Genomic DNA, 22,903 nt, shown 5'->3' on the forward strand with positions numbered 1-22,903 from the left:
CGAGGTCGAGCTCCAAAAGGATTTTGAGTGAGCGGGCCGCGCTCCGGCGCTGGTAGCGCGGCCCGTATCGAATGAAGCGCTTACGATGCGCCTCTCGATCGAACTGTGCGATCAGTAGTCCCAGAAGACCGGGACCCAACGAAAGGCGTCGCCGTCGACTGCCACATGTCCGACGGACGGGAACGGCAGGTGAGTGGCCACCAGCAGTCCACCGGTCTCAGCCAGTTCCCGCAACAGACTGATACGAACGCGGGCCGACTCCTCGGGATCGTGTTCGAAGCCGTTGTACCAGTCGGGGTGCTCGAACCCGACCGCGAACACGAGGTCGCCGGCGAACGTCAGCCGGTCGCCGCCGGACGCCACGCGGACGACGCTGTGCCCGGGGGTGTGGCCGCCGGTGCGAGTGACGATCACTCCCGGTGCCACCTCGTACTGCTCCTCGAACGGCCGTAGCTGGCTGCGGTACTCTTTCACGAACCGCTTGGCGGTCGATCGAAGCGCGTCCGGGAAACCCGGCGGCATGGCGACGTGGGAGAAATCGGGCGCCTCCCAGAACTTGACCTCGGCGGCTGCCACGTGGATCCGCAGGTCCGGACGTAGCTGTTCCTTGACCCCTTCGACGAGCAGCCCACCGATGTGGTCCATGTGCATGTGGGTCAGCACCACGTCGGTCACGGACGCAAGATCGATGCCGGCGGCCTCCAGTCGCTTGATCAATTGCCCGGCGCGCGGCAAGTGCAAGTCCGGGTCGAGCCCAAGCCCAGCATCGACGAGTATGGTCCGGTCGCCGCTACGCACCACGACCACATTCAGCGCCCAATCGTAGGCGTCGGGCGGCAGGAACATGTCTTTCAGCCAGGTCGCCCGGACGGCCGGGTCGATGTTGTGTGCCAACATTGCGGTTGGGAGCGGTAGCACGCCGTCGCTGACGACCAGCACGTCAATGTCGCCGACCTGCACCGCGTAGCGCGACGGAACCAGTTCGTTGGGCCCCGGTCCGCCGGAGTGTGAGGTGTTGGCTAAGCTCGTGTCGACGTCCATGTTCGATCTCCTGTTTCATGTTCAAGGCTACTGGCTGGTCTCGGTTGAGCTGGCCGCGCAGCCAGCGAGAAGCGCGGCCCATTTCGCGTGAAGCTTCTAGAAGAAGCCACTCACGTCAGTCACACGCTCCGGATCGGCAGCGGCCAGCGCGGCGGCACGCTCGGGCTGCGGCGGATAGATCCAGACGGTATTGATCTCCTGCTTGGTCTTCTTGGCGACCTCGCCGACCATCGCCACTTTGCGTTCCCAGCCAACGGTGAACAGCGCACCGGCTTCGCCGAGGTCGAGGCAGGTGACATAGCCCTTCTGGTGGTAGGGCTTGGTCGGAACGCCCAGCAGTTCGGCGGCGGCGTTGTTGCCGGCAAAAGCGCCCATTCGCGTGGCGTGCTGACACGACATCAGCGCGTAATTGCCGATATCGTCGCTTGCGGCCCTGGCGGCATCGCCGGTAGCGAAGACACCTGGCACTGATGGCACGCGCAAATCCCGGTCGACCAGTAGGCGGCCGAAATTGTCGCGCTCGGCCGGGATCTGCTGGGTCAACGGTGCCGCGCGAATACCTGCCGCCCAGATCACGGTCTCGGCCTCGATGTGTTCGCCGTCGGAAAGCGTGACGCCGGATTCGTCCAGCGATGCAATGCCGGCGCCAAGCCGGGTCTCCACGCCGAGCTTGCGCAGGGCCTCCTCGATGACAGGGCGGGGGCCTTCGCCCATATCAGGTGCGATCGCCTTGTTGCGGTCGACGATGATGACGCGCGTCTTGGCGTCCTTGCCGAGGATTCCGCGCAGACGCGAGGGCATCTCGGTGGCCGCCTCGATGCCGGTGAAACCGCCGCCGGCAACGACAACCGTGTCACGCCCGTTCGCCGCCGGCCGTTTCGCCAGGCCGTGCAAATGCTTGTCGAGGGCGATTGCATCATCGAGCGAGTCGACGCTAAATCCGTGCTCGCTAAGGCCCGGAATGTTCGGACGGAATAGCCGGCTGCCGGTCGCCACCACCAGCCGGTCGTAGGAAAGGGTCTTCTTCGCACCCTTGGTGGCGACGATGCCCACCGTGCGGGATTTGGCGTCGATGGTTTCGGCGCTGCCTTGCACGTAAGTAACATCGACGGCCTTGAGCACCTCCAGCAGCGGCGCCGTCAGGGTCTCGGGCTTCGGTTCGTACAGCCGCGGCCGCACTACCAGCGTTGGCTCTGGCGCGACCAGCGCGATCTCGAGCTCCTCGGGCGAAACGCCCTGGATATCGCGCAGGCGGGCTGCGGAAAGTGCGGCGTACATGCCAGCGAAGCCGGCTCCTATGATAACAAGTCGCATGTGATCTACTCCTTGGTTTGATTTTCTCGGTAGTGCCCGCCGCTTCTCTTTGGCGGCAAGCAACCTCCGATCGACGTCGACGCGAACAGGCGGACCGAAGACCGGCGGGCCCTATGGTAGGCAGTTCGGTGCCGAAGACATCGGCGTGGGATTTTCACAAGCCGCGCGGCAGCCTCCGAAAGGGGATGCCCAGCCACGGTTAAGGGTCACGGGCAAAGCTGGGCTCGGGCCCCAGTTCTGGTAGGGGAGCTGGGCGCCTACTTTGGACATGATGGAAATCACGGGACTGGTCCGTTGCACGGCCTGCGCTGGAATTTCCACCTCCTCCCCCGCTGCTGAAGTGAAGCGAACTCCCAAAGAAAGTCCGTACACGAGTGCGGTCACGAAGCCTTTTCGGCGTGAAGTGATTGCAAGCCGGTCGACCAAGTTCTTCCTGAGCATGTTGTCTCCGTCTGCTGGGGCGTGGGGCACCCTCATGATCTAGCGGACCGAAGATGCGACTGCGCCAGAGCGATTGCTGTACCTGCAGAGCAATTGCTGCTAACGCACGCGGCGTTGCGCTAGGGCTTTCGCCCAGGCGATCGCTGAACGCCACGGCGAGGGCGTACGAGACCGCGTAGCCGAGCTCCGCCGCCATCGAAAAAAAGCCATGCGTCGGCGACTTGCAGCATGTTCATGGTGATCGAGCGGTACTGTGGCGCAGCCGAACGGGCGGCGAGATCCCGGTGCTTTCCTTGAAGGCTCGGCAGAAGTGGAAGCTCGACAGGCCCGCCTCGCGATTGAGACATCGGTATCGATGTCCGCGCAAGTGTTCGCCGGTGCGGCGGCATTGCCATCGGCGACAACGCGTCAATGACCGGCTGGATCGCGGTCCAAGAGATCGCAGGGATGCCGTGCCGCACAACGCGCTCGACTGTTGTCTGCGGATTACAGCATCATGTTTCAAGAACCCGGGAATACCCATCGCGAGGTTGAGCCCGGTCGATGAGTGTCATCGTGCGAGAACGCGCCGCTCCAAACACCGCCGATATCCCACTCACCGCTAGAACCGCAGTGATGCCGTGGGGAGAGCCATGGACGTGGTCGGCCATAAGTGCGACTGCGTCGTGGACATTTCCCGCTGTGGGGAAAAGCTTGTTACGGTAGAACGAATGCCGTCAACGCTTGTGACGTCTCCAGTCGCTTGGCGTTTCGCCGGTCAGTTTCTTGAATGCCGCGGCGAAGGCGGTCTGGGAGGAGTAGCCGAGGGCCGCCGCGATCGAGACGACGGATTCATCGCTATCGCGCAGCATGCTCATGGCCTGCTCGAGCCGGTACTGGCGCAGCCAGGCATGAGGCGAAAGCCCGGTGCTTTCCTTGAAGGCACGGCAGAAATGAAAGCGCGATAGACCGGCATCCGAAGCCAGCGCCGCGAGCGAGACGTCCGAATCGCTGTCCGAGCGCAAGCGGTCGGTGGCACGGAGCAGGACCTTCGGCGAAAGCCCGCCCATTGTTGGCTGGATCGTCGTTGGCGAGCCGGTGTGCGCAGCCAGAAGACGCGTGGCCAGGAGGTCTATTAATTGGTGCCTGAACAGCGTATCCAGCGCCTCATTGCTCTCCAGGACATCCGTCGCGCTCAAGATCAATCGGGACGTAATGGGGTCGTGATGCGCCGTTCGCTCCACAAGGTCGATCGGTGTGGCGGTGTTGGCTTCGTCAGCGACGCGCTTGAGCACTGCGTGAGGAAGATAGAGCTGAACGACATCAACAGGTTTCGGAATATCCCATCGTGAGCTTGATCCTTCCGGAATGATTATCAATACACCGGGCCGAAACGTTCCGATCGCAACCGATCTGCCTGTCCGACGCTCCATGCGCTGCATCGAGCCGTTGTAAGCCATGATGACGTGATGGCTCATAGGCTCGACGACGTCGTGCAATGGCTCATGTTTCCAGTGAGCGATCGCGCTCCCAGAGGGGTCCAAAGCCATGCTGAGTGGTTTGGTGTGAAGCACGCGTGCCATCTCAACATCGGCAGGACGGCGGTCGGCAACCTGCAAATAACGCTGCTGCGCGCCGGAAGCGTCTGGCTGATTTTGTTGATGTGAATGATCGCGCAAGATTGGCTGGCTCATGAACCTGTCCTAGCTTCGAGGAGCATCGTTGAGCGTTCGGCGCGCGTTCTAAGCGGGTACAGGCCCAGCGTCTTTCTCAAAACTCCCGTGCTTTGCCTGATCCTGCTGTAAGCTGATGCTAGGCGCCCGCGCCGCGATTAAAGTCGCAATCAGCGCGGCGGGCGGTGGCGGCTAGCTGCTGTCGAAATAGGCAATCGACGCCGGGAGCTGTCGTAAGCGGCAGCGAATGGACAAAATCGCTGACGTTCCCAAGCAGACATCGAGCTTTGTGTCACGAAACTGCCACGACGAAACTGGACGACCGTGCGCTAGCGTCAGATAATGGTTCACGAAATCACGTGCGGGCGCTTGTCAGTCCAACTTCGCTGAGAGAGTTATCCTATGACCCAGGCGAGCGCCTTCGGCCGGAAGCTCGGGCGGTTTTTGCACCTGAAGGATGCGCCGCCCTCGCTGATAACGAGTTCGCTGCGCGGGGTGGAGCTCGCGGTCACCGAAACCCGGGATGACAATCCAGTGCCGGGTCTTTCCGGTTCCTTTACCGCGGAGGATGCTTTCGTCGTCAGCCTCAAACTTCACGATTATCCCGACTGCGAACTCTGGGAAAATGGCAAGTGCGTGATGAAAGCGGATGTTCCCGCGGGAGCGACCTATCTGTACGATCTCAAGCGCGATCCGCGCTACGTGATCGACAAGCCGTTCCACTCCCTGTTTTTCTATTTGCCGCGCTCGGCGCTCGACGCTCTCACTGAGCAGCCCCGCATGCCGCGCGTCGGTCAGCTTGCCTGTGAACTCGGGGTAGGCCATGACGACACGGTCGTCCGTCATATCGGCGCGTCATTGCAACAAGCGCTGCGTCGGCCAGACGAGACGAACCAGCTTTTCATCGATCACATGATGCTCGCGCTCACCGCACACGTCGCCCAGGCCTACGGCGGGCTACGTCCTTCTGAACCGAATCGCGGCGGCCTTGCGCCGTGGCAGGTCAAGCGCGTCTGCGAAAGGCTGGAGTCCGACCTCGGCGGAAAGCTTTCGTTGCAGGAAATCGCGGCCGAGTTCGATCTTTCGATCAGCCACTTTTCGCGCGCGTTTCGCATCTCCACCGGCCTGCCGCCGCACCAGTGGCTGCTGCGCCAGCGTGTGAAGGCGGCCAAGCAACTGATGACGGTTCGCGACCTGTCGCTCTCGGAAATTGCAATATCGGCCGGGTTCGCCAATCAAAGCCACTTCACGAGGGTGTTTTCGTCTGTGGTCGGCGTCAGCCCGGGAACGTGGCGCCGCGAGGCGCAGGGTGCACCGGAAAGCGAGAAGTGATCGGAGCCCCGGCAGAAGCCTTTTCGCTCAGCGACGCGTTGCCTGCGAGATAGCGTAAGCGGCGCGACGCACCGCAAACATCTCGTCCAACGGATGACCGATTCCTTCGGCCAGAGTTGCCGGATTGAACACGGGTTCGTCGCAGGCATCATTTTCTTCGACACCAGTGATCACGATCGTTCCCAGCCGTACCGCTTCGCGTCCGTCCTCATCGGGCCATCGGACGGTCACGTCCATGACCGGGTCGCCCGGACGGTCCAGCAGCGCCATCACACTGAACCTCATATCGCGAGCCGCGATCCGGGATTCGAGGTCGTGCAGCAGCTCGGTGGGTTTTGCGTTGGCTGCGACCCTGCGCCTCGCCGCCTGTTCGCCGACTGGCGTGACCTTGAACTTGATGAACCTTGTCTCGCCTCTTGAATTGGTCGCGGGAAACGCGTGCACGCCCCAATAGGTTGTTGAGGCAAAGCTTGCGGCAGGCGGATGCGCGGCGATGTAGCTTGCCTGATGCAGCGTCTCGGGATTGGCAACTGAAAATGTCTCGACCATTTCCAGATCCGGCTTGCCGTCGGGTCCTGGAGTACGTGCTCGAAGGAAAGCCAGCATCTGGTCGGGGGTCCTCGCGAAATGAACCGGGGCACTCTGGGTTAAAATATCCGAGCGCTCGCCATCGCTGCCAAGCCGGAAGCTGAATCCGCGCAATAACAGGTAGTTGGTGTCTGGGCCTTCCGCCACCGAGAAGCGCGCCAGGAGGCGCGAAGGCTTGGTGAAGCTACAGGATTTCGTGACCTCCTTCGCCTGGTCCGATGGGGTATAGGTGCCGCGAACGCATCGGCCATTGGCAAAGCTCGCACGTGACTTTGGCGGAAGGCCGGCAACCGTCTTCATGGCGGCGACTATGGATGCGGAGCCGGCAAGGCCGCGGGGGAACTTGGGCAGGACGGGACCTCGTGATCTAGAGTTGGTAAAGTTCTTGGGCAGGACAACTTGGGCGTCTTTCCCGAATCCTTCCCGCCTTGTCCGTTTCTGCGACAAAGCTTGCCGACGGCAGCATCCCCGATGCGTACCGTTCGCAGGACCTCAGTTCGCTTCTGGTCCGGAGCTGACGCGAACGCTGCAGCTGGCGAAGCCCGCCTTGAGGGGAGCAGACGAGCAGCCGCTTACGTTCTGACGCTTAGCAATCGCGGAGCTCTCTCTGGACAGAGAACCTTCAAACGACGATCGGCCACTCTTACCTAGGGCGTCAGCTCGACCACTGCGTTGGGGCTGCCCAGTCCGGTGCTGCACCACCGCCAATACACCTTCAGAAGCGAATTCTGGCCAAGGCTGATGCTTGGCCCGCCATTTCGGGCCAGGACCACGCATGTAGTGCAGCTCGGGCCGGTAGCTATCGCGTAGGTCCAAAAACAGGTTCTGAAGAATGCTGGCGATGTCGGACACGGTCACAGCCGTCTTCGAGCAAAAAACAGACTTTGCGGACCAGCGCGCAGAAGCCGGTGCGATCACACGAGGACTGACAATGTTTTTCCAGATCATCGTTTTTCTCCGTCCGCTTGGATGTCGGCCGATGATTTAGCGGATCGGGTCTGCTGCTGCGCCAGAGCGATTGCCGTACCTACAGAGCGATTGCTGCTAATTCATGCGCCCGGCCAATCGGTCGTGCCTCCGCAGGTTCCGCGAGACCTTCAGGCACACCGTGACCTCGGCCAAGCGGCTCCCGATGAATCTGCTCGATGCCTTGCGAGCGCTCGAACATTTCAAGCGTGCTGCGGGATCATCTCGGGGAGTTCGTACCCGCCTATCTCAAGCTGAAGCATGAGGAGTGGAACGACTACGCACGCCATCTGACCCAATGGGAGCGAGACAACACTCTGGACTGTTGAGTTGCAACAGGTGTTCAGCACTGGCGCGATGGGAAGCCGGCACGCGCCGTATCACACATAGACGATCTGGAGGACCAGGTACCAAACCATTTGCTCGTCAACGAACCATCATTGTCGGTCCAGGGGATCGGTGGCAATTGCGGCAGGTAGGATGCATATGGCATCACTTTCGCAAGCGTCACCCTGCCCGGGTACCGTGCGAGAAAAGCCTTGTTCATTCCGCCGTCGAATCCGCTGTAGATCGGGGCAACTGGCACGTTGTCTTCAAGCAATTGCGCGTACGCGCGCTCGTCGGCGCGCCGTTTTTCCAGCGCCCTTCGCGCGATTTCCGGATTGACGACGAAGGGAGGGCATTTCTCGATCGGATTGAACACGAGAGGGTGCGGCGAACTCGGGGAAGGTTGCGCATCGAACACATAGCGGCGGTTACACACATCCACTTTGGGTTCGAGCTGTGTCGTCTCGAAATGATCGTTGCCGACCTTGAGCATTTCCCAGAAGGGCAGGTTGGGATTGTTTCGATGGCGCGCCAGATTCACCGGTGTCAGGCGGAACGGATAGGCCTGGACCTGGAACGATGTTCGGCCGCCGCGGAATGAGTCACGCGCCAGCGAATAAATCTCGCTGATCTGCTCGTCCGTCATGGCATAGCAACCGCTCGACCAGCAGTCGCCGTGGATCATGAGGAAGCTGCCGTTTCGCCTGTTTGCCCTGTCGAAGCTGTTCGGATAGCCGAGGTTGATCGAGAGATAGAAATTGGAGTTGGGGTTCATCAACTCAGGCGTAACTGTATAAAAGCCTTCCGGAGCCTGTCGGTCGCCCTCGTACAATTTCGGCCCGAGATCGCCCGACCACCGGCAGATCGGATAGGTCTTCAGCAATTGGAAACGGCCGGCCGTGTCCTGCTTCCAGACTTCGAGCTCTGCCTCGTCCTTGAAAAGACGCACAAGGATGGGGGAATATTTCGGCATCTTCTTCTGTTCGAGCAGCGCGAGCAGCTCGGCCGGCAATTCCTGCGTCGCCTTGGCGGGCAACGGCTTGCTGCTTTCGCCAAAGCATGTGGCAGGTGCTAAGGCAGCGGCAAAAGCCGCCGCCAGCACAATTGCGTGTCGGACCATGGCGCATATCACTGCTGTACTTCCAGCCCGCCGCGCGCCGCTATTTCTCAAATCCGACGAACATCGTAGCCTCCTCGACCGACTTCCGCTCCGACACCATCGCATTCGCCGGAAAAGTCTCGTCATTCTACCCCCGATGTCGCCGGACCACCGGACGCTGTTTCAGCAGTCGACGCCGCGCCCGGCAAGCACGCGAAGGCGCAACACAAGTCGTTCGATTGCAATACTATGGATCAATCGGACGACATCGTCTACGGAGTGAACGACCTCGAGGCAAGGTGCTCTCCGCAAGCCTCGCCCGTTCGGCAGGCTCGGCTGAACTCGACCGAGAGGTGATCGCGCTGGTGCACCGTGCCTCGCCGGTACCGGCACCTCCGGCAGGCGCCAGGCGATCCATCACGGCGCCTGTACGCTTCAGCCCGCGATGACACATCATGGTTCTGCTGCAAGATGGTCCTCGCTACGGGCGAACGCACGTGCTGGCGCGACCACCTTTACTACAAGATGGCTGTCTCGGCGCGGCTTTCATCTCGACGAACCGGCGTCGTCGCTAGCGACTAGCGCAGCACGACTTCTTGATCTGTCCAGCGAAGATAATGCCGCGGTGCAGCGCCTAGCTCGCGCTTAAACATGGCGGCGAATGCGCTCGGGCTGTCATAGCCCACGTCCAGCGCTACGCATGTGACGGGTTCGCCTGCGCCCAGGCGTGCCAAAGCTTCCAGGAGCCGCACGCGTTGTCGCCACACTGAAAAGCTCTGACCGGTCTCGCGGCGGAACAGCCTCGTCAGCGTTCGCCGGCTGAGGCTGCATTTGTCTGCCCAGTCGTCGAGCGTGAGGTCCGAGGAGGGGTCGCCAAGCACTGCCTTACAGATCGCCGCAAGGCGGGGGTCCGGTGGCACCTGCACGTGAAGCGTCACCTCCGGCATGTGTGAGATCTCGGCGAGCAGGAGTTCGAGAAGCTTGCCGTCGCGTCCGTCCTGGTCGTAGGTCTGCGGCATCCGCACCGCCTCGTCCATCAGGGCTTCGACGAGCGAGGATGCACGAATCAGGCGGCACGTCTCCGACGTTCCTCGTCGGCGATCAGGCGTGACATAGATCGTCTGGGCCTCGACTTCACCCCAGGCGCGCGACTGATGTACAACGCCAGCCGGAATCCATAAACCATGCCCGGGTGGAACCACGAAATGACCGCGCTCGGTCATCATCGCCGTGACGCCGGTGATCTGCAGGATGAACTGGTCGCGCCGATGCGCGTGCCGCGTGCTGGTGCTCTCGTTTGGATAAGTTGCGGTCATCGCGGCGACCGGCCGCGCGATCGTCTGAAGTTGTCCGGCATAATTGGCGGCCGCTGCGGGGCCCTCCTGTTTGCTGCAGGTGCGCAATTCGCCAGTCACATCTCGCCGCGCTACGACTTTCACGTGTCGTGAACTCCCGATCCAAGTCCTTTTCTGCAAGGCTCTTATGCATCTTCCGGGCCAGATTTGGCCCGATCGCGATGGTTCTTGTCCCCGATCAGGTAGCGCGGGACAGGGCGTTTGGCAACAATGCTCGCGCCGGCCAGATTCGCCAAAGCCGAATACGGCGTCTGGCGAGGTCCTTCTCACGCCGATATGCGACACGGAGAGCTCGATGAACAGACGCGAATTCACCCAGGCCATGCTGGCCGCCGGCGCCGCTATCCCCTTCGGCATCACGCGAGCGGCCGGCCAGACCCGCGGTGGAACACTCAACACCATCATCCAGCCCGAGCCGCCGCTGCTGGTCACCGCCTTCAACCAGCAGCAGCCGACGCTGACGCTCGGCGGCAAGATCTACGAGAGTCTTCTCAAATATGGCGCTGACCTCAAGCCGATGCCGGGCATGGCGCAGTCCTGGGAGATTTCGCCGGACGGGCTGACCTATACGTTCAAGCTGTTTCCCAACATCACCTTCCACGACGGCAAGCCGATGACGTCCGAGGACGTCGTGTTCAGCTGCATGAAGGTGTTGACCGAGACGCATCCGCGCGCGCGGCAGAATTTTGCGCGCGTCGCTTCGGCCGAGGCGCCCGATCCGCTCACCGTCGTGTTCAAGCTGAAGCAGCCCTTTGCGCCGTTCCTCGGCTGCTTTGACTGCACCTCGGCGCCGATCGTGCCAAAGCACATCTATGAAGGCACCGACTACCGCAAGAACCCGCTGAACGACAAGGCAATCGGCACCGGCCCATTCAAGCTGAAGGAATGGGTGCGCGGCTCGCATGTCCATCTGGTGCGCCATGAAGGATACTATCTGAAGGACCAGCCGTACCTGGACGAGATCATCTACCGCATCATCCCGGATTCGGCATCGCGCGCGCTGGCGCTGGAGAACGGCACGGTGCAACTCGCGCAATGGACCGACGTCGAGTTCTTCGACGTGCAGCGCTTCAAGGCGCAGAAGAACCTCGAAGTCACCACCAAGGGCTATGAGTATTTCGCGCCGCACCAGTGGCTCGAGATGAACAACCGTATCGCGCCGATGAACGACAAGCGCTTCCGGCAGGCGGTGATGCACCTGATCGACCGCGACGCGCTCGCCAAGCGGGTCTATTTCGGCAGCGCCAAGGTGGCGACCGGGCCGATCTCGTCCAAGACGAAATTCTACGACGGCAAGGTCAAGCGCTACGACTATTCGATCGACAAGGCCAAGGCGCTGCTCGACGAGATGGGGCTGAAGCCCGACACCAACGGCAAGCGCGCAGAGATCAAATACATCGTGCCGCCTTACGGCGAATCCTATCAGCGCGCCGGCGAGTTCTTCCGCCAGAGTTTTGCCCGCGTCGGCATCGATCTCGTCCTCGTCGGCACCGACATGGCCGGCTGGGCCGAAAAGGTCGGCAACTGGGATTATGAGATGACCCAGAACCTGCTCTACCAGCTCGGCGATCCCGCGCTCGGCGTCTCCCGCACTTACGTGTCGTCGAACATCAAGAAAGGCATCCTGTTCTCGAACACCGAAGGCTATTCCAACCCTGAGGTCGACAGACTGTTCGACGAGGCCGCCGTCACGCTCGACGAGGCCAAGCGACTGGAGCTTTATTCCAAGGTGCAGCAGATCCTGGTCGAGGACGTGCCGGTCGCCTGGACGCTGGAGCTCGAATATCCCATCATCTACGACAAGGCGTTCAAGAACATCGTGTCGACCGGCATCGGCTCGCACGAAACCTTCGGGTCGGTCTACAAATCGTGATCCGTCTCGGCAGCGCGGCGACGATCGGGCTGATGGCACTGAGCCGGATTGCCCAGCTCGTCGCCGTCATCCTCGTCATCGCCACTTTCAACTTCGTGCTGGTGCGGGCCGCCCCTGGCGATCCCGCCCAGGTCATGGCCGGCCAATCGGGCGCGTCCGATCCGAAGCTGCTGGAAGATCTGCGCAAGGAATATGGGCTCGACAAGCCCTACGCCGTGCAGCTCGCAAGCTATCTCGGCCGCGTCGTCAGGCTCGACCTCGGCTATTCCTACCGCCAGCGCCGTGCGGTGGTCGATCTCATCCTGGAACGGCTGCCGGCGACGCTGCTGTTGACGGTGACGGCCTTCTGCCTCGCGCTGCTGATCGGCACGACCCTCGGCGCGCTCGCGGGGCTGGCGGCGGGCAGCGTGCTCGATACGGTCTTCACCGTGCTGTCGCTGGTGCTTTATGCGACGCCGGTGTTCTGGCTGGGGCTGATGCTGGTGCTGGTCTTCTCCGTGACACTCGGCTGGCTGCCGCCGTTCGGTTACGAGACCATCAACGTCAAGCTCTCGCCGCTGGAGCATGCGCTCGACATCGCCAAGCACATGATCATGCCGGTGACCTCGCTGGCGGCAATCTATCTCGCGATCTATGCCCGGCTGATGCGGTCCTCGATCATCGAGGTCGCCCAGCAGGACTTCATCAAGACCGCGCGCGCCAAGGGCCTGTCCGGGCCCAGCATTGTGGTCGGGCACATGCTGCGCAACGCGCTGGTGCCCGTCGTCACCGTGGCCGGCATGCAGGCCGGCGCGCTGGTCGGCGGCGCCGTGGTCATCGAGACGGTGTTCGCCTGGCCGGGCCTCGGCCGGCTGACCTTCGATGCGCTGCTCCAGCGTGACTATCCCTTGCTGCTCGGCATTTTTCTCATTCTGTCGATCGTGGTCATCGTGCTCAATCTGCTGACCGACCTGATCTACAGGCTGATCGATCCCCGCATGACGACAGGAGCTGCGTGATGGATGCGGTTCGCGCCTTCCTGCGTCATCCTAGCGGCATGGTCGGCCTCGTCGTGCTGCTTGTCGTGGTCGTCATCGCGCTCATCGCGCCCATCGTCTTTCCGGTCTCGCCCTGGGAAATGGTCAGCGCGCCGTTCACGCCGCCCGGCGAGGACGGCCTGCTGCTCGGCGGCGACACGCTCGGCCGCGACGTTGCGGCCGGCGTTGCCTATGGTGCCCGCGTGTCGCTCGTCATCGGCATCGCCTCGGCCATGGCGGCTATGGTGATCGGCGTCACGATCGGCGCAATTTCCGGCTATTTCGGCGGCAAGGTCGATCTCGTGCTGATGCGGGTGACCGAGCTGTTCCAGACCATCCCCGCTTTCGTGCTCGCGATCCTCTTGGTCGCGACCTTCAACCCGTCGCTGTTGACGATCATCCTGACCATCGGCGCCGTGAGCTGGCCGCCGCTGGCGCGGCTCACCCGCGCCGAGTTCCTGCGCCTGCGCAATCGTGAGTTCGTCGAAGCCGCGCTGTGCCAGGGCGAGGGCACCTTGCAGATCGTGCTCGGCCATATCCTGCCCAATGCGATCTCGCCCATCCTGGTCGTGACCTCCCTGACGGTCGCCACCGCCATCCTGCTCGAAAGCGCGTTGTCCTTCATGGGCCTCGGCGATCCCAATCTGATGTCCTGGGGTTTCATGATCGGAGCCGGCCGCACCGTCATCCGTAATGCCTGGTGGATGAGCGTGTTTCCGGGGCTCGCGATCCTCATCACCGTGCTTGCCATCAACCTGTTCGGCGAAGGTCTCTCCGATGTGCTCAATCCGCGTGTATCGAGGCGCCGGTCATGAGCGAGGCCGTGCAAGCCAAGGCACCCGTTCTGTCGGTCGAGGGGCTCTCGATCGCGCTGCCCGAAGGCGGCGATCGCCCGTTCGCGGTCGAGAACGTCTCCTTCAAGGTCAAGCCCAACCAGGTCGTCTGTCTCGTCGGCGAGTCCGGCTCGGGCAAGTCGATGATCGCCCATGCGGTGCTGTCGCTGCTGCCGAAGAGCGTCAATATTGCCGCGGGCGCCGTGACTGTCGCAGGACAAGATCCGGCAAAGCTCGACCGGCAGGCGCTGCGCCGCCTGCGCGGCGGCGAAGCCGCGATGATCTTTCAGGAGCCGTTATCCTCGCTGAACCCGCTCAAGCGGGTTGGCAGGCAGATCGAGGAGATGATCCTCACCCATCAGAAGCCGATGCCGTCGACAATTGAGGTGCACGAACGCGTGCAGCAGCTCCTGACGCAGGTCGGCCTGCCAAATCCAAAGCTGCTTGAGAAGAGCTATCCGTTCGAGCTGTCCGGCGGCCAGCGCCAGCGCGTCATGATCGCGATGGCAATGGCCAACCGTCCGGCGCTCCTGGTCGCTGACGAGCCGACCACAGCGCTCGACGTCACCACCCAGCGTCAGATCCTGCGGCTGATCGACGATCTCCGACGCGACCGCGGCATGGGCGTGCTGTTGATCACCCATGATTTCGGCGTCGTTGCCGATGTCGCCGACCGCGTCGTGGTGCTTCGTCACGGCAAGGTGGTGGAGCAGGGGACGGTCGAGGAAGTTCTGCGCAGTCCTAAGGCTGACTACACCCGCGAGTTGATCGATGCCGTGCCGAAGGCGCGGCTCGACGAGATCCGCCACACCGCGGTCCATCCTACACCGCTGCTCGAAGTCATCGGTCTTGAGAAGACATTCCGGGTCAAGCGCGGCCTGTTGCAGCCGCCGCGCGAGGTCGTCGCGGCCGACGGCATCTCGCTGACCTTGTACGAGGGCGAGACGCTCGCCGTCGTCGGCGAATCCGGGTCCGGCAAGTCGACGCTCGGGCGCATGATCATGCGTCTGACCGAGCCGGATGGCGGTGCCATCCGCTTCAACGGCCAGGATCTGCGCCAGCTCCGCGGCGAGGCGCTCCGGCAGGCGCGAAAACAGCTCCAGATCGTGTTCCAGGATCCGTTTGCGAGCCTCGATCCGCGCCAGAAGGTCGGCGATGCCATTGCGCGCGGACCAATGGCCTTTGGCACGTCGCGCACGGAAGCGATGGAGCAGGCGAGAAAGCTGCTGGTGCGAGTTGGCCTCAACGCCGTCGCCGCCGATCGTTACCCCCACGAATTCTCTGGGGGCCAGCGCCAGCGCATCTGTATTGCGCGCGCACTGGCACTCAAGCCGCGCGTGCTCATCGCCGACGAAGCCGTGTCGGCGCTTGACGTTTCCGTCCAGGCTCAGGTGCTGGCGCTGCTTGCCGAGCTCCGGCAGGAGATGAAGCTCGCCATGATCTTCATCACCCACGACCTGCGGATCGCCGCCGAGATCGCCGACCGCGTCATCGTGCTCCAGAAGGGGCGCATCGTTGAAGAGGGCGCGACCGCGGACGTTTTCACGGCCCCTCAAGCCGCCTACACACGCGAGCTGCTCGATGCGATCCCGGGCCGCGATTTCTTCGACCAGCCGGGCTTTGCCAGCGTGACCGGCACACTAGCGACAGCAAGGATGAGTTCATGACCGACAGCCGTCCCCTTCCAGCCGGCGCGCGCGAGCGCATCGAGGCCGCTGTGGATGCCGCCTTCGACGAGCAGATCGACACCACGATCGCGTTCACGGCGATCCCGAGCACGCGCGCGGCGGAGGCGCCCTGTCAGGACATGTTCGCAAAGCTGTTGCGCGATCGCGGCTACGAGGTCGATGACTGGGTCATCAACCAGGACGATCTGAAGGCGCTGCCGGGCTACGGGCCGGTCGAGACCGACTTCTCGCGTGCCCGCTCCGTTGTCGGCACCTTCCGGCCGGCCAGGGAAGAGGGCCGCTCACTGATCCTTCAGGGCCATTGCGACGTCGTGCCGGCAGGTCCGCTCGACATGTGGGAGCGGCCACCGTTTCAGCCGGTGGTCGAGAACGGTTGGCTCTATGGTCGCGGCGCCGGCGACATGAAGTCCGGTACAATCTCGGCGCTCTACGCGCTCGATGCGATCAAGGCCGCGGGCTACAGGCCCAAGGGCCGCATCCACCTGCAATCGGTGATCGAGGAGGAGAGCACCGGACTCGGCGCGCTCTCCACACTTCAGCGGGGCTATCGTGCCGATGTCTGCATCCTGCCCGAACCGACCGACGAGAAGCTGATGCGTGCCCAGGTCGGCGTGATCTGGTTCCGCCTGAAAGTGCGCGGGATACCAGTCCATGTCGCACGCGCCGGCACCGGCTCAAATGCGATCAAGGCTGCAATCCACCTGATCCAGAAGCTCGAAGGTCTCGAGGCCGAATGGAACGAGCGCGCCAAGATGCACCCCTCGTTCAAATCGGTCGAGCATCCGCTCAACTTCAATCCTGGAATCATCAAGGGCGGTGACTGGGCCTCCAGCGTGCCCGCCTGGTGCGATGTCGATTGCCGCATTGGTGTGCTGCCCGGCTGGAAGATCGCCGACGCCCAGGCCGAGATCGTGGATTTCGTCGCCAAGGCGGCGCGCTCGCATCCATTCCTCGCCAACAATCCGCCGGAGATCGTCTGGTCCGGCTTCCTGTCGCCGGGCTACGAGGCGACGGAGATTCAGGAAAGCGAGGCGGTTCTCGCTCCGGTCTACGAGCATGTGTTCGGCCGCAAGCTGACCAGCTTCTCGTCAACCGCACTGACCGATGCGCGCTTCTATGGTCTCGATTTCGGCGTGCCTGCGTTTTGCTTCGGCGCCACGATGGAAGGCGCGCACGGCTTCAACGAGCGCGTCGATCTCGCCTCGGTCAAGCGCGTCACCAAGGCGCTTGCGCTGTTCACCGCGAGCTGGTGCGGCATCGAGGCCAATTAGCCGAAAGAAGGAAACTCACCGCAAAAAGGGAAGTTCGCGAATGGACAGCCAGGGTGCAGGCGGCAAGCCGCCGGTCAAGACGCAAGAGGATCTGCGCGCGCATTTCGGGCAGCTCAGCCCGCTCGCCGAGAAGAAGGTTCTCAGCCATCTCGACAGGTTCTGTCGCGACTTCATCGCGCTTTCCCCGTTCCTCGTCCTTGCCACCAGCGACGGCAACGGTCATGCCGATGCAAGCCCGCGCGGCGACGCGCCGGGCTTCGTCGCCGTGCTCGACGACAAGACGCTGTTGATCCCGGACCGGCGCGGCAACAACCGCGTCGACACCTTCGGCAATATCATCGCTTCCCCCGGCATCGGCCTGATCTTCCTGGTGCCGGGGATCAACGAGACCCTGCGCGTCAATGGCCGCGCCGAGATCTCGCAGGATGCCGAGCTGTTGACGCCGCTCGCGGTGCAGAACGTGGTCCCAATCATCGGGCTGAAGATCCATGTCGAGGAGACCTATTTTCATTGTGGCAAGGCGCTGATGCGCTCGAAGCTCTGGAATCCGGCTGCTCAGGTCGAGCGCAACAGTTTCCCGACGCTCGGCCGGATCATCGCCGAGCAGACTGTCGCCATCGCGGTCGAAGAGGCCGAGAAGACGATGGAAGAAGGATACCGTACGAGGCTCTACTGAGAATGACCAATCTGATCTAGCGGTCCGCCCTGCAGAAAGTTTCGATGATACGCTACATGCTCGCAGCCTGCCGCCGTGAAATGTCTGCGAGGTAGGTAGCGAGCGGCAGCACTGAGCGCACAGACGCGACGAATCCGAACGGAAGCGGCATCGTCACGCTGCGAGGAAGAACCCGATGGCCGATGCCACGCTGTTGCCGCCGGCGCGCATGCCCGGAATGGCAACGAGCACTGCGCCGACGAGCAGAATGAGAACTGCAATGAGTTGCCGCCGGGACGGCACGCGCCGTGCGACAAGCAATCCCAGCAGAATGGTGAAGATCGGCAGCGAGCCGTTGGCGAACGCTCCCCCGTATGCCGCCGACGCCCCCTTCAACCCAAAGTACATCAAAATGCTGTATAGCGCGCCGGGACCACAAATTGACATCGACAGGATTGCGTGCAGCGGCAGGTGGCGCGGCCACCAGGCCTTGGCGAACGGAAGAACCAGGGCGCCGGTGACCAGGGACCGAAGTGCGGTCAAATCGAAGGGTGTCAGGCCGGATTGCATGCCGGCCCTCGAGAAGACCAGAAAGCCGGACCAGATGCAGAACACGCCAGCTGCGCTCAGGAGACCGAAAATCCGCTCGTTCGATTTGGCTACAGGTGTCAAGCCCGTGTCCGATGCTTGGGATATCTTAGCGCACTTAAAACACCTGCGAGTTTCAAGATGCTCTCCGCAACATGGTCCTCCAAGGTGACGCCATGGTGAGCGATCCTCGGGAGTTTTTCTAGCCGAGAGTTCCGCAAGCCGCTGTAATCGGATCTCTGGGGTGCGGCCACGCTGTGCGATGACGGAATCAACGCCAGGAACACTTCCGGCGGCGCTCCGTTAGCGCAGCAAACGCCGGGAGTTGTCCATGACCAATTATCCAAAGCCGCCTTATCCTGCGCAGCAGCAGCCGATGCCGGGCTCGACGCGGGCCATGCAGCCGCGCCCGGATCATGGCGAGGAGAGTTACAAGGGCTCCGGCCGTCTTGCCGGAAAGAAGGCCATCATCACGGGCGGCGACAGCGGCATCGGCCGCGCGGTGGCGATCGCCTATGCGCGGGAAGGCGCGGATATCGTCATCTCCTATTTGAACGAGGAGGAGGATGCGGCCGAGGTCAAGGCGCTGGTCGAACGGGAGGGACGCAAGGCCGTCCTGATCCCGGGCGATATCAGCAATCCCGAACATTGCCGCGCCATCGTGCGCCGCACCGTCGAGGAGCTCGGCGGCATCGACATCCTCGTCAACAACGCTGCCCATCAGGCGACGTTCAAGGACATTGCGGATATCAGCGACGACGAATGGCGGCGGACGTTCGAGATCAACATCCATGCCATGTTCTATCTGGCCAAGGCCGCCGTCTCCCACATGCGGCCGGGCTCCGCGATCATCAACACGGCCTCGGTGAACTCCGACATGCCGAATCCGAGCCTGCTGGCCTACGCCACGACCAAGGGCGCGATCCAGAATTTCACCGGCGGGCTTGCGCAGATGCTGGCCGAGAAGGGCATCCGGGTCAATGCGGTGGCCCCGGGGCCGATCTGGACGCCGCTGATTCCCTCGACCATGTCGGAGGAAAGGGTCAAGAACTTCGGCAAGCAGGTGCCGATGCAGCGCGCCGGCCAGCCGGCCGAGCTCGCGACGGCCTATGTCATGCTGGCCGATCCGCTTTCGAGCTACACGTCGGGGGCGACGTTGCCCGTCACCGGCGGCAAGCCGTTCATCTGATCCAGGCGAGCACCGTGGCGGCACCGCACTACCGGCGCCGCCACTCTCAATCAGTCGCTTTCAATCACGCAGCGCTGGACGCCTTGGCGTTGACGCCTTTGCGCAGGGCCACGGTGTTCAGCTTGGTGTTGGCGGCCTTCTCTTCGTTCAGATTGGTGGTGAGGAAGCGCACGATGTCGTCGTGGCCGAGCTCTTCCGCCCAGGCGATCAGCGTGCCGTACCGGCACATTTCATAATGCTCCACCGCCTGTGCGTTGGCGACGATCGCGGCGTCCAGCACGGCCTTGTCCTCGATCTCGCCGGCGGTCTCGTCGGCTTCCTTGATCAGGCCGTCGATGGCCGGGCAATGCGTGCCGCTCGGCTCCTTGCCGAGCTTGGCGAAGACCTTGTCGAGGCGCTCGACCTGCTTGTTGGTCTCTTCCAGATGCGCCTTCAGCCCAGCGACGAGATCCCTGTTGGTGGCCTTGTCGATCATCTTCGGCAGCGCCTTCAGGATCTGCTGTTCCGCGTAGTGGATGTCCTGGAGCCCGTGCAGCAGCAGGTCTTCCATCGACTGGATGTCCTTGGTGAAGAATCCCATAAAAGACGTCTCCTTTTCACAATGATGGCAGTGGAACGCGGAGCGGCCGCCGCTGTTCCATTCCCGTGTGCAGATCGGGAGAGCCGAATGAGCGATGGAGTGGATCATTTTGTGGGCCTGCTCGGACGTGCGGCGATGGACGTATGGGGCGACATGCCTCGCGACATCCAGGAGGCACTGTTCGAGACCGCGATGAAGGGCCGCGACACCGAGCGTGAGGAGCTGGCGCGATTGCTGCACGAGCGGCATCCGCGCACGCTGCATCCGGCCCGGCCGGGCTGACGCCGGCGGGCTGGGAACGAACATGCGATCTCCTGATTGGTGAATCGGGTGGCGCCACACGGGCTCCCACGAGGACCGCGCGGGGCGCATCGCCCGAGCCTGTCAACCTGTGAGTCGACCGACGTGACTGAGAATATCGGCAAATGGTACGACCCGATTTCGGAGCGGTGGATCGTGCCTCGCCAACCCCACACCATCGCCGCGTTCGATCGGTCGAGCGCGGAGAACGTGCCGGAGGCGAACAAGAGAGAAGAGACGCAGCGGATCTGGAATCTGCTGGTCGATTGCTGCGCACGTGGATGATGCAGCGTCGGCGCCAAAACGAGCGACATGACGCGCGCGACGACGCTCGGGAGTGTCAACGGCCTTGAGGCTGGCTTTGCGCGGGGCAGGTCAGCGTTCCCGTCAACCCTGATCTCGACGACGTCCGGAGCGGATCGGTATATTACCACCCCTGCCGACGCTGCCGGAACAAGGATCAGAGATGGACGATACGATTGGCTTCCCCGACCCCGGTCTTGACCTGTCGGACGGCTTCAAGCCGCACACCTCGCATTGGGGCGTGTTCTCCGCGCGTCAGGGCGCGGCCGGGCTGGAGGTCAGGGCCTATGCGGGCGATCCCGATCCGAACGGCATCATCGACAATTTTCCCGGCGCGCTCCGCCACCAGGCGCGCATCGCCCAGCCGGCAATCCGCCGCGGCTGGCTCGAGCGCGGGCCAGGCCCGGACGATCGCCGCGGCCGTGACGAGTTCGTCTCCGTCAGCTGGGAGAAGGCACTGGATCTCCTCGGCGACGAGCTTGGCCGCATTCGCGATACCCGCGGACCCGGCGCCGTGTTCGGCGGCTCCTATGGCTGGTCGAGTGCCGGGCGCTTCCATCACGCCCAGAGCCAGGTGCATCGCTTCCTCAATATCGCGTTGGGCGGCTATGTGCGCTCGGTCAACACCTATTCGTCCGGTGCGTCCTCGATGCTGCTGCCGCAGATCCTGGCCGGCTACGAGGACATCACCAAGCGCAACGTCACCTGGCAGCAGATCGCGGCCGAGACCGACATCGTGCTGGCGTTCGGCGGCATGGCGCTGAAGAACTCCATGGTGGCCGGCGGCTCGATCAGCAAGCATGTCGAGCGCGGCGCCATGGCGGCGGCGCGGGCGCGCGGCTGCGAGTTCATCCTGGTCAGCCCGCTGCGCGACGATCTGCCGGTCGAGGCCGGCGCCGAATGGATGAGTTGCGTGCCCGGCACCGACACCGCCCTGATGCTCGGCATCGTCCATACGCTGGTCAGTGAGAAGCTGCACGACCAGGCCTTCCTCGACCGCTACACCGAGGGCTGGGCAATCTTCCTGCGATATCTCAACGGTGAGAGCGACGGGCAAGCCAAGCATGCCGAATGGGCCGCCGCGATCTCAGGCGTCAGTGCGGATGCGATCCGCAAGCTGGCGCGGCGTCTCGCCGGAAAGCGCGCGCTCATCACCGTCTCCCATTCGCTGCAGCGCGCAGAGCATGGCGAGCAGCCGGTGTGGATGGGCATGGTGCTGGCGGCGGTCCTCGGCCAGATCGGCCTGCCCGGCGGCGGCTATGCCTATTCGCTGGGTGCGATCGGCTATTACGGCCGCCGCGTCAACGACGTGCCGGGACCGACGCTGGGGCAGGGCCGCAACGGCGTTGCCGATTTCATTCCGGTGGCGCGCATCGCCGATATGCTGCTCAATCCCGGCACCACGTATCGCTACAACGGCGAGACGCGCACCTATCCGGATATTCGTCTGGTCTACTGGGCGGGCGGCAATCCGTTCCATCACCATCAGGACATCAACCGCCTGCGCAAGGCCTTCGCGAAGGTGGACACGCTGGTCGTGCACGAGCTCGCCTGGACCGCCACCGCCCGCCACGCCGATATCGTGCTGCCCGCGACGATGACGCTGGAGCGCGAGGACATCGGCTATTCCACCAACGATCCCCTGATGGTCGCGATGCACCGGATCGCCGAGCCGTTCGGGCTCGCGCGTGACGATTACGATATCTTCGCCGATCTCGCCGAGCGTCTTGGGGCGCGCGAGCCGTTCACCGAAGGGCGCACGTCGCGGCAATGGCTGGAGCATCTCTACGAGCCGACCCGCGCATCGCTTGCCAAACGCGGCCTCGAAGCGCCGAGCTTCGAAGAATTCTGGGCGCGCGGCAGCCTGGTCGTGCCGCAGCAGCCCGATGACGGCGGCCGGCTACGCCGCTTTCGCGAGGATCCCGACAATCATGCCTTGCCGACGCCGAGCGGACGCATCGAGATCTACTCGGCCAAGATCGCGGGGCACGGTGATGCGGATTGTCCCGGACATCCGGTCTGGCTCGACAAGAGCGATGTTCCCAAGCCGGGGGCACCGTGCTTCCTCGTCGCCAACCAGCCCGTGACGCGCCTGCACAGCCAGCTCGACTTCGGCGGACATTCGCTGGGCTCGAAGCATCGCGGCCGCGAGGTCGCGCGCATGAATCCGGTCGATGCACAGGCGCGCGGCATCAAGGACGGCGACATCATCCGCCTGTTCAACGAGCGCGGTGCCTGCCTCGCCGCGGTCCGCGTTACCGACGGCATCGCGCCCGGCGTGGTTCAGCTGCCGACCGGCGCGTGGTACGATCCGATGGATCCGGAAGACGAGGCGCCGCTCTGCGTTCACGGCAATCCGAACGTGCTGACCCGCGACGTCGGCACCTCGTCCCTGGCGCAGGGCTGCACCGGCCAGTTGACGACCGTCGAGGTGGAGAAGTTCACCGGCAATCTACCGCCGATCCGCGCGTTCGATCCGGTTTAGGCAAACA

The 22,903-nt window shown here is 63.2% G+C and carries 20 protein-coding genes and 2 pseudogenes; 12 read left to right on the forward strand and 10 right to left on the reverse strand.

Going from position 1 to position 22,903, the window contains the following annotated elements; all coding sequences use genetic code 11:
• Positions 1-111: 111 nt before the first annotated feature.
• From I6F24_RS23925 to I6F24_RS23935, 3 genes are all read right to left on the reverse strand, one after another.
• The gene (locus I6F24_RS23925) at positions 112-1,041 is read right to left on the reverse strand and encodes an MBL fold metallo-hydrolase (RefSeq protein ID WP_225150342.1); all 930 of its coding nucleotides are present in this window, start codon (positions 1,039-1,041) and stop codon (positions 112-114) included.
• A gap of 96 nt (positions 1,042-1,137) precedes the next feature.
• On the reverse strand, positions 1,138-2,355 hold the full coding sequence (locus I6F24_RS23930) for an NAD(P)/FAD-dependent oxidoreductase (RefSeq protein ID WP_225150353.1): 1,218 nt from the start codon (positions 2,353-2,355) through the stop codon (positions 1,138-1,140).
• Positions 2,356-3,512: 1,157 nt separating this feature from the next.
• Positions 3,513-4,358: an AraC family transcriptional regulator gene (locus I6F24_RS23935; RefSeq protein WP_225114641.1), complete on the reverse strand. Its 846-nt coding sequence runs from the start codon at positions 4,356-4,358 to the stop codon at positions 3,513-3,515.
• Between the two features lie 492 nt (positions 4,359-4,850).
• Here I6F24_RS23935 and I6F24_RS23940 point away from each other — a divergent pair, with 492 nt between their 5' ends.
• Positions 4,851-5,780 carry an AraC family transcriptional regulator gene (locus I6F24_RS23940; RefSeq protein WP_225150355.1) on the forward strand — a complete coding sequence of 310 codons (930 nt, stop codon included), beginning with the start codon at positions 4,851-4,853 and terminating at the stop codon, positions 5,778-5,780.
• Positions 5,781-5,807: 27 nt separating this feature from the next.
• Here the strand turns inward: I6F24_RS23940 and I6F24_RS23945 are convergent, their stop codons facing one another.
• Complete coding sequence (locus I6F24_RS23945) at positions 5,808-6,668, reverse strand: catalase (RefSeq protein ID WP_225150356.1); 861 nt, start codon at positions 6,666-6,668, stop codon at positions 5,808-5,810.
• Between the two features lie 192 nt (positions 6,669-6,860).
• A complete protein-coding gene (locus I6F24_RS23950; RefSeq protein WP_225150358.1) occupies positions 6,861-7,316 on the reverse strand; it encodes a hypothetical protein in 456 nt (151 codons plus the stop codon).
• Between the two features lie 154 nt (positions 7,317-7,470).
• Here I6F24_RS23950 and I6F24_RS23955 point away from each other — a divergent pair.
• Positions 7,471-7,663, forward strand: a pseudogene (locus I6F24_RS23955) (type III glutamate--ammonia ligase); the annotation flags it as partial.
• 14 nt (positions 7,664-7,677) lie between these two features.
• On the opposite strand, the gene I6F24_RS23960 reads toward I6F24_RS23955, so the two are convergent.
• Together I6F24_RS23960 and I6F24_RS23965 are read right to left on the reverse strand one after the other, a co-directional pair.
• Positions 7,678-8,781, reverse strand: coding sequence for a murein L,D-transpeptidase family protein (locus I6F24_RS23960; protein ID WP_346656922.1), 1,104 nt, complete (start codon positions 8,779-8,781; stop codon positions 7,678-7,680).
• 40 nt (positions 8,782-8,821) lie between these two features.
• A pseudogene (locus tag I6F24_RS23965) lies at positions 8,822-8,905 on the reverse strand (nitroreductase); the annotation flags it as partial.
• A gap of 154 nt (positions 8,906-9,059) precedes the next feature.
• On the opposite strand from I6F24_RS23965, the gene I6F24_RS23970 reads away from it, so the two are divergent.
• A complete protein-coding gene (locus I6F24_RS23970; protein WP_338060694.1) occupies positions 9,060-9,209 on the forward strand; it encodes an energy transducer TonB in 150 nt (49 codons plus the stop codon).
• Positions 9,210-9,338: 129 nt separating this feature from the next.
• Here the strand turns inward: I6F24_RS23970 and I6F24_RS23975 are convergent, their stop codons facing one another.
• Entirely contained in the window at positions 9,339-10,199 is an 861-nt protein-coding gene (locus I6F24_RS23975) for a helix-turn-helix transcriptional regulator (protein WP_057026658.1), read from the reverse strand.
• 211 nt (positions 10,200-10,410) lie between these two features.
• On the opposite strand from I6F24_RS23975, the gene I6F24_RS23980 reads away from it, so the two are divergent.
• Genes I6F24_RS23980 through I6F24_RS24005 form a run of 6 tightly spaced genes read left to right on the forward strand, consistent with a single transcriptional unit; the run spans position 10,411 to position 17,472 of the window.
• Positions 10,411-11,988 carry an ABC transporter substrate-binding protein gene (locus tag I6F24_RS23980; protein ID WP_036029296.1) on the forward strand — a complete coding sequence of 526 codons (1,578 nt, stop codon included), beginning with the start codon at positions 10,411-10,413 and terminating at the stop codon, positions 11,986-11,988.
• Positions 11,985-12,986, forward strand: a complete 1,002-nt coding sequence (locus I6F24_RS23985; protein ID WP_225150361.1) for an ABC transporter permease — start codon at positions 11,985-11,987, stop codon at positions 12,984-12,986. Before I6F24_RS23980 ends, I6F24_RS23985 begins: the two co-directional genes overlap by 4 nt.
• A complete protein-coding gene (locus I6F24_RS23990) occupies positions 12,986-13,819 on the forward strand; it encodes an ABC transporter permease (protein ID WP_036029301.1) in 834 nt (277 codons plus the stop codon). The genes I6F24_RS23985 and I6F24_RS23990 overlap by 1 nt, the downstream gene beginning before the upstream one ends.
• The gene (locus I6F24_RS23995; RefSeq protein WP_225150363.1) at positions 13,816-15,504 is read left to right on the forward strand and encodes an ABC transporter ATP-binding protein; all 1,689 of its coding nucleotides are present in this window, start codon (positions 13,816-13,818) and stop codon (positions 15,502-15,504) included. Before I6F24_RS23990 ends, I6F24_RS23995 begins: the two co-directional genes overlap by 4 nt.
• Positions 15,501-16,796, forward strand: coding sequence for an ArgE/DapE family deacylase (locus I6F24_RS24000; protein WP_225150365.1), 1,296 nt, complete (start codon positions 15,501-15,503; stop codon positions 16,794-16,796). Before I6F24_RS23995 ends, I6F24_RS24000 begins: the two co-directional genes overlap by 4 nt.
• Positions 16,797-16,836: 40 nt before the next feature.
• The gene (locus I6F24_RS24005) at positions 16,837-17,472 is read left to right on the forward strand and encodes a pyridoxamine 5'-phosphate oxidase family protein (RefSeq protein ID WP_109142917.1); all 636 of its coding nucleotides are present in this window, start codon (positions 16,837-16,839) and stop codon (positions 17,470-17,472) included.
• A gap of 153 nt (positions 17,473-17,625) precedes the next feature.
• On the opposite strand, the gene I6F24_RS24010 is transcribed toward I6F24_RS24005, so the two are convergent.
• Positions 17,626-18,123 carry a DMT family transporter gene (locus I6F24_RS24010; RefSeq protein WP_225150367.1) on the reverse strand — a complete coding sequence of 166 codons (498 nt, stop codon included), beginning with the start codon at positions 18,121-18,123 and terminating at the stop codon, positions 17,626-17,628.
• A 247-nt stretch (positions 18,124-18,370) separates the two neighbouring features.
• Here I6F24_RS24010 and I6F24_RS24015 point away from each other — a divergent pair, with 247 nt between their 5' ends.
• Positions 18,371-19,228 carry an SDR family oxidoreductase gene (locus tag I6F24_RS24015; RefSeq protein WP_225150369.1) on the forward strand — a complete coding sequence of 286 codons (858 nt, stop codon included), beginning with the start codon at positions 18,371-18,373 and terminating at the stop codon, positions 19,226-19,228.
• A 64-nt stretch (positions 19,229-19,292) separates the two neighbouring features.
• Here I6F24_RS24015 and I6F24_RS24020 read toward each other — a convergent pair whose 3' ends face one another.
• Positions 19,293-19,808 (reverse strand): ferritin-like domain-containing protein, encoded by a 516-nt coding sequence (locus I6F24_RS24020; RefSeq protein WP_036008066.1) that lies wholly within the window; start codon positions 19,806-19,808, stop codon positions 19,293-19,295.
• An 87-nt stretch (positions 19,809-19,895) separates the two neighbouring features.
• On the opposite strand from I6F24_RS24020, the gene I6F24_RS24025 reads away from it, so the two are divergent.
• Together I6F24_RS24025 and I6F24_RS24030 are read left to right on the forward strand one after the other, a co-directional pair.
• Entirely contained in the window at positions 19,896-20,090 is a 195-nt protein-coding gene (locus tag I6F24_RS24025) for a hypothetical protein (protein ID WP_036029310.1), read from the forward strand.
• Between the two features lie 484 nt (positions 20,091-20,574).
• Entirely contained in the window at positions 20,575-22,896 is a 2,322-nt protein-coding gene (locus I6F24_RS24030) for a molybdopterin guanine dinucleotide-containing S/N-oxide reductase (protein WP_225150371.1), read from the forward strand.
• Positions 22,897-22,903 lie beyond the last annotated feature (7 nt).

This window comes from Bradyrhizobium sp. BRP23, from assembly GCF_020194135.1.
Classification (GTDB): Bacteria; Pseudomonadota; Alphaproteobacteria; order Rhizobiales; family Xanthobacteraceae; genus Bradyrhizobium; species Bradyrhizobium yuanmingense.

Bases quoted from the DNA above. Each gene is read 5' to 3' on its own strand.
- I6F24_RS23925 (WP_225150342.1), bottom strand. From the start codon at position 1,041: ATGGACGTCGACACGAGCTTAGCCAACACCTCACACTCCGGCGGACCG.
- I6F24_RS23930 (WP_225150353.1), bottom strand. From the start codon at position 2,355: ATGCGACTTGTTATCATAGGAGCCGGCTTCGCTGGCATGTACGCCGCA.
- I6F24_RS23935 (WP_225114641.1), bottom strand. From the start codon at position 4,358: ATGGCACGCGTGCTTCACACCAAACCACTCAGCATGGCTTTGGACCCC.
- I6F24_RS23940 (WP_225150355.1), top strand. From the start codon at position 4,851: ATGACCCAGGCGAGCGCCTTCGGCCGGAAGCTCGGGCGGTTTTTGCAC.
- I6F24_RS23945 (WP_225150356.1), bottom strand. From the start codon at position 6,668: ATGAAGACGGTTGCCGGCCTTCCGCCAAAGTCACGTGCGAGCTTTGCC.
- I6F24_RS23950 (WP_225150358.1), bottom strand. From the start codon at position 7,316: ATGATCTGGAAAAACATTGTCAGTCCTCGTGTGATCGCACCGGCTTCT.
- I6F24_RS23960 (WP_346656922.1), bottom strand. From the start codon at position 8,781: ATGGTCCGACACGCAATTGTGCTGGCGGCGGCTTTTGCCGCTGCCTTA.
- I6F24_RS23980 (WP_036029296.1), top strand. From the start codon at position 10,411: ATGAACAGACGCGAATTCACCCAGGCCATGCTGGCCGCCGGCGCCGCT.
- I6F24_RS23990 (WP_036029301.1), top strand. From the start codon at position 12,986: ATGGATGCGGTTCGCGCCTTCCTGCGTCATCCTAGCGGCATGGTCGGC.
- I6F24_RS23995 (WP_225150363.1), top strand. From the start codon at position 13,816: ATGAGCGAGGCCGTGCAAGCCAAGGCACCCGTTCTGTCGGTCGAGGGG.
- I6F24_RS24000 (WP_225150365.1), top strand. From the start codon at position 15,501: ATGACCGACAGCCGTCCCCTTCCAGCCGGCGCGCGCGAGCGCATCGAG.
- I6F24_RS24005 (WP_109142917.1), top strand. From the start codon at position 16,837: ATGGACAGCCAGGGTGCAGGCGGCAAGCCGCCGGTCAAGACGCAAGAG.
- I6F24_RS24015 (WP_225150369.1), top strand. From the start codon at position 18,371: ATGACCAATTATCCAAAGCCGCCTTATCCTGCGCAGCAGCAGCCGATG.
- I6F24_RS24020 (WP_036008066.1), bottom strand. From the start codon at position 19,808: ATGGGATTCTTCACCAAGGACATCCAGTCGATGGAAGACCTGCTGCTG.
- I6F24_RS24025 (WP_036029310.1), top strand. From the start codon at position 19,896: ATGAGCGATGGAGTGGATCATTTTGTGGGCCTGCTCGGACGTGCGGCG.
- I6F24_RS24030 (WP_225150371.1), top strand. From the start codon at position 20,575: ATGGACGATACGATTGGCTTCCCCGACCCCGGTCTTGACCTGTCGGAC.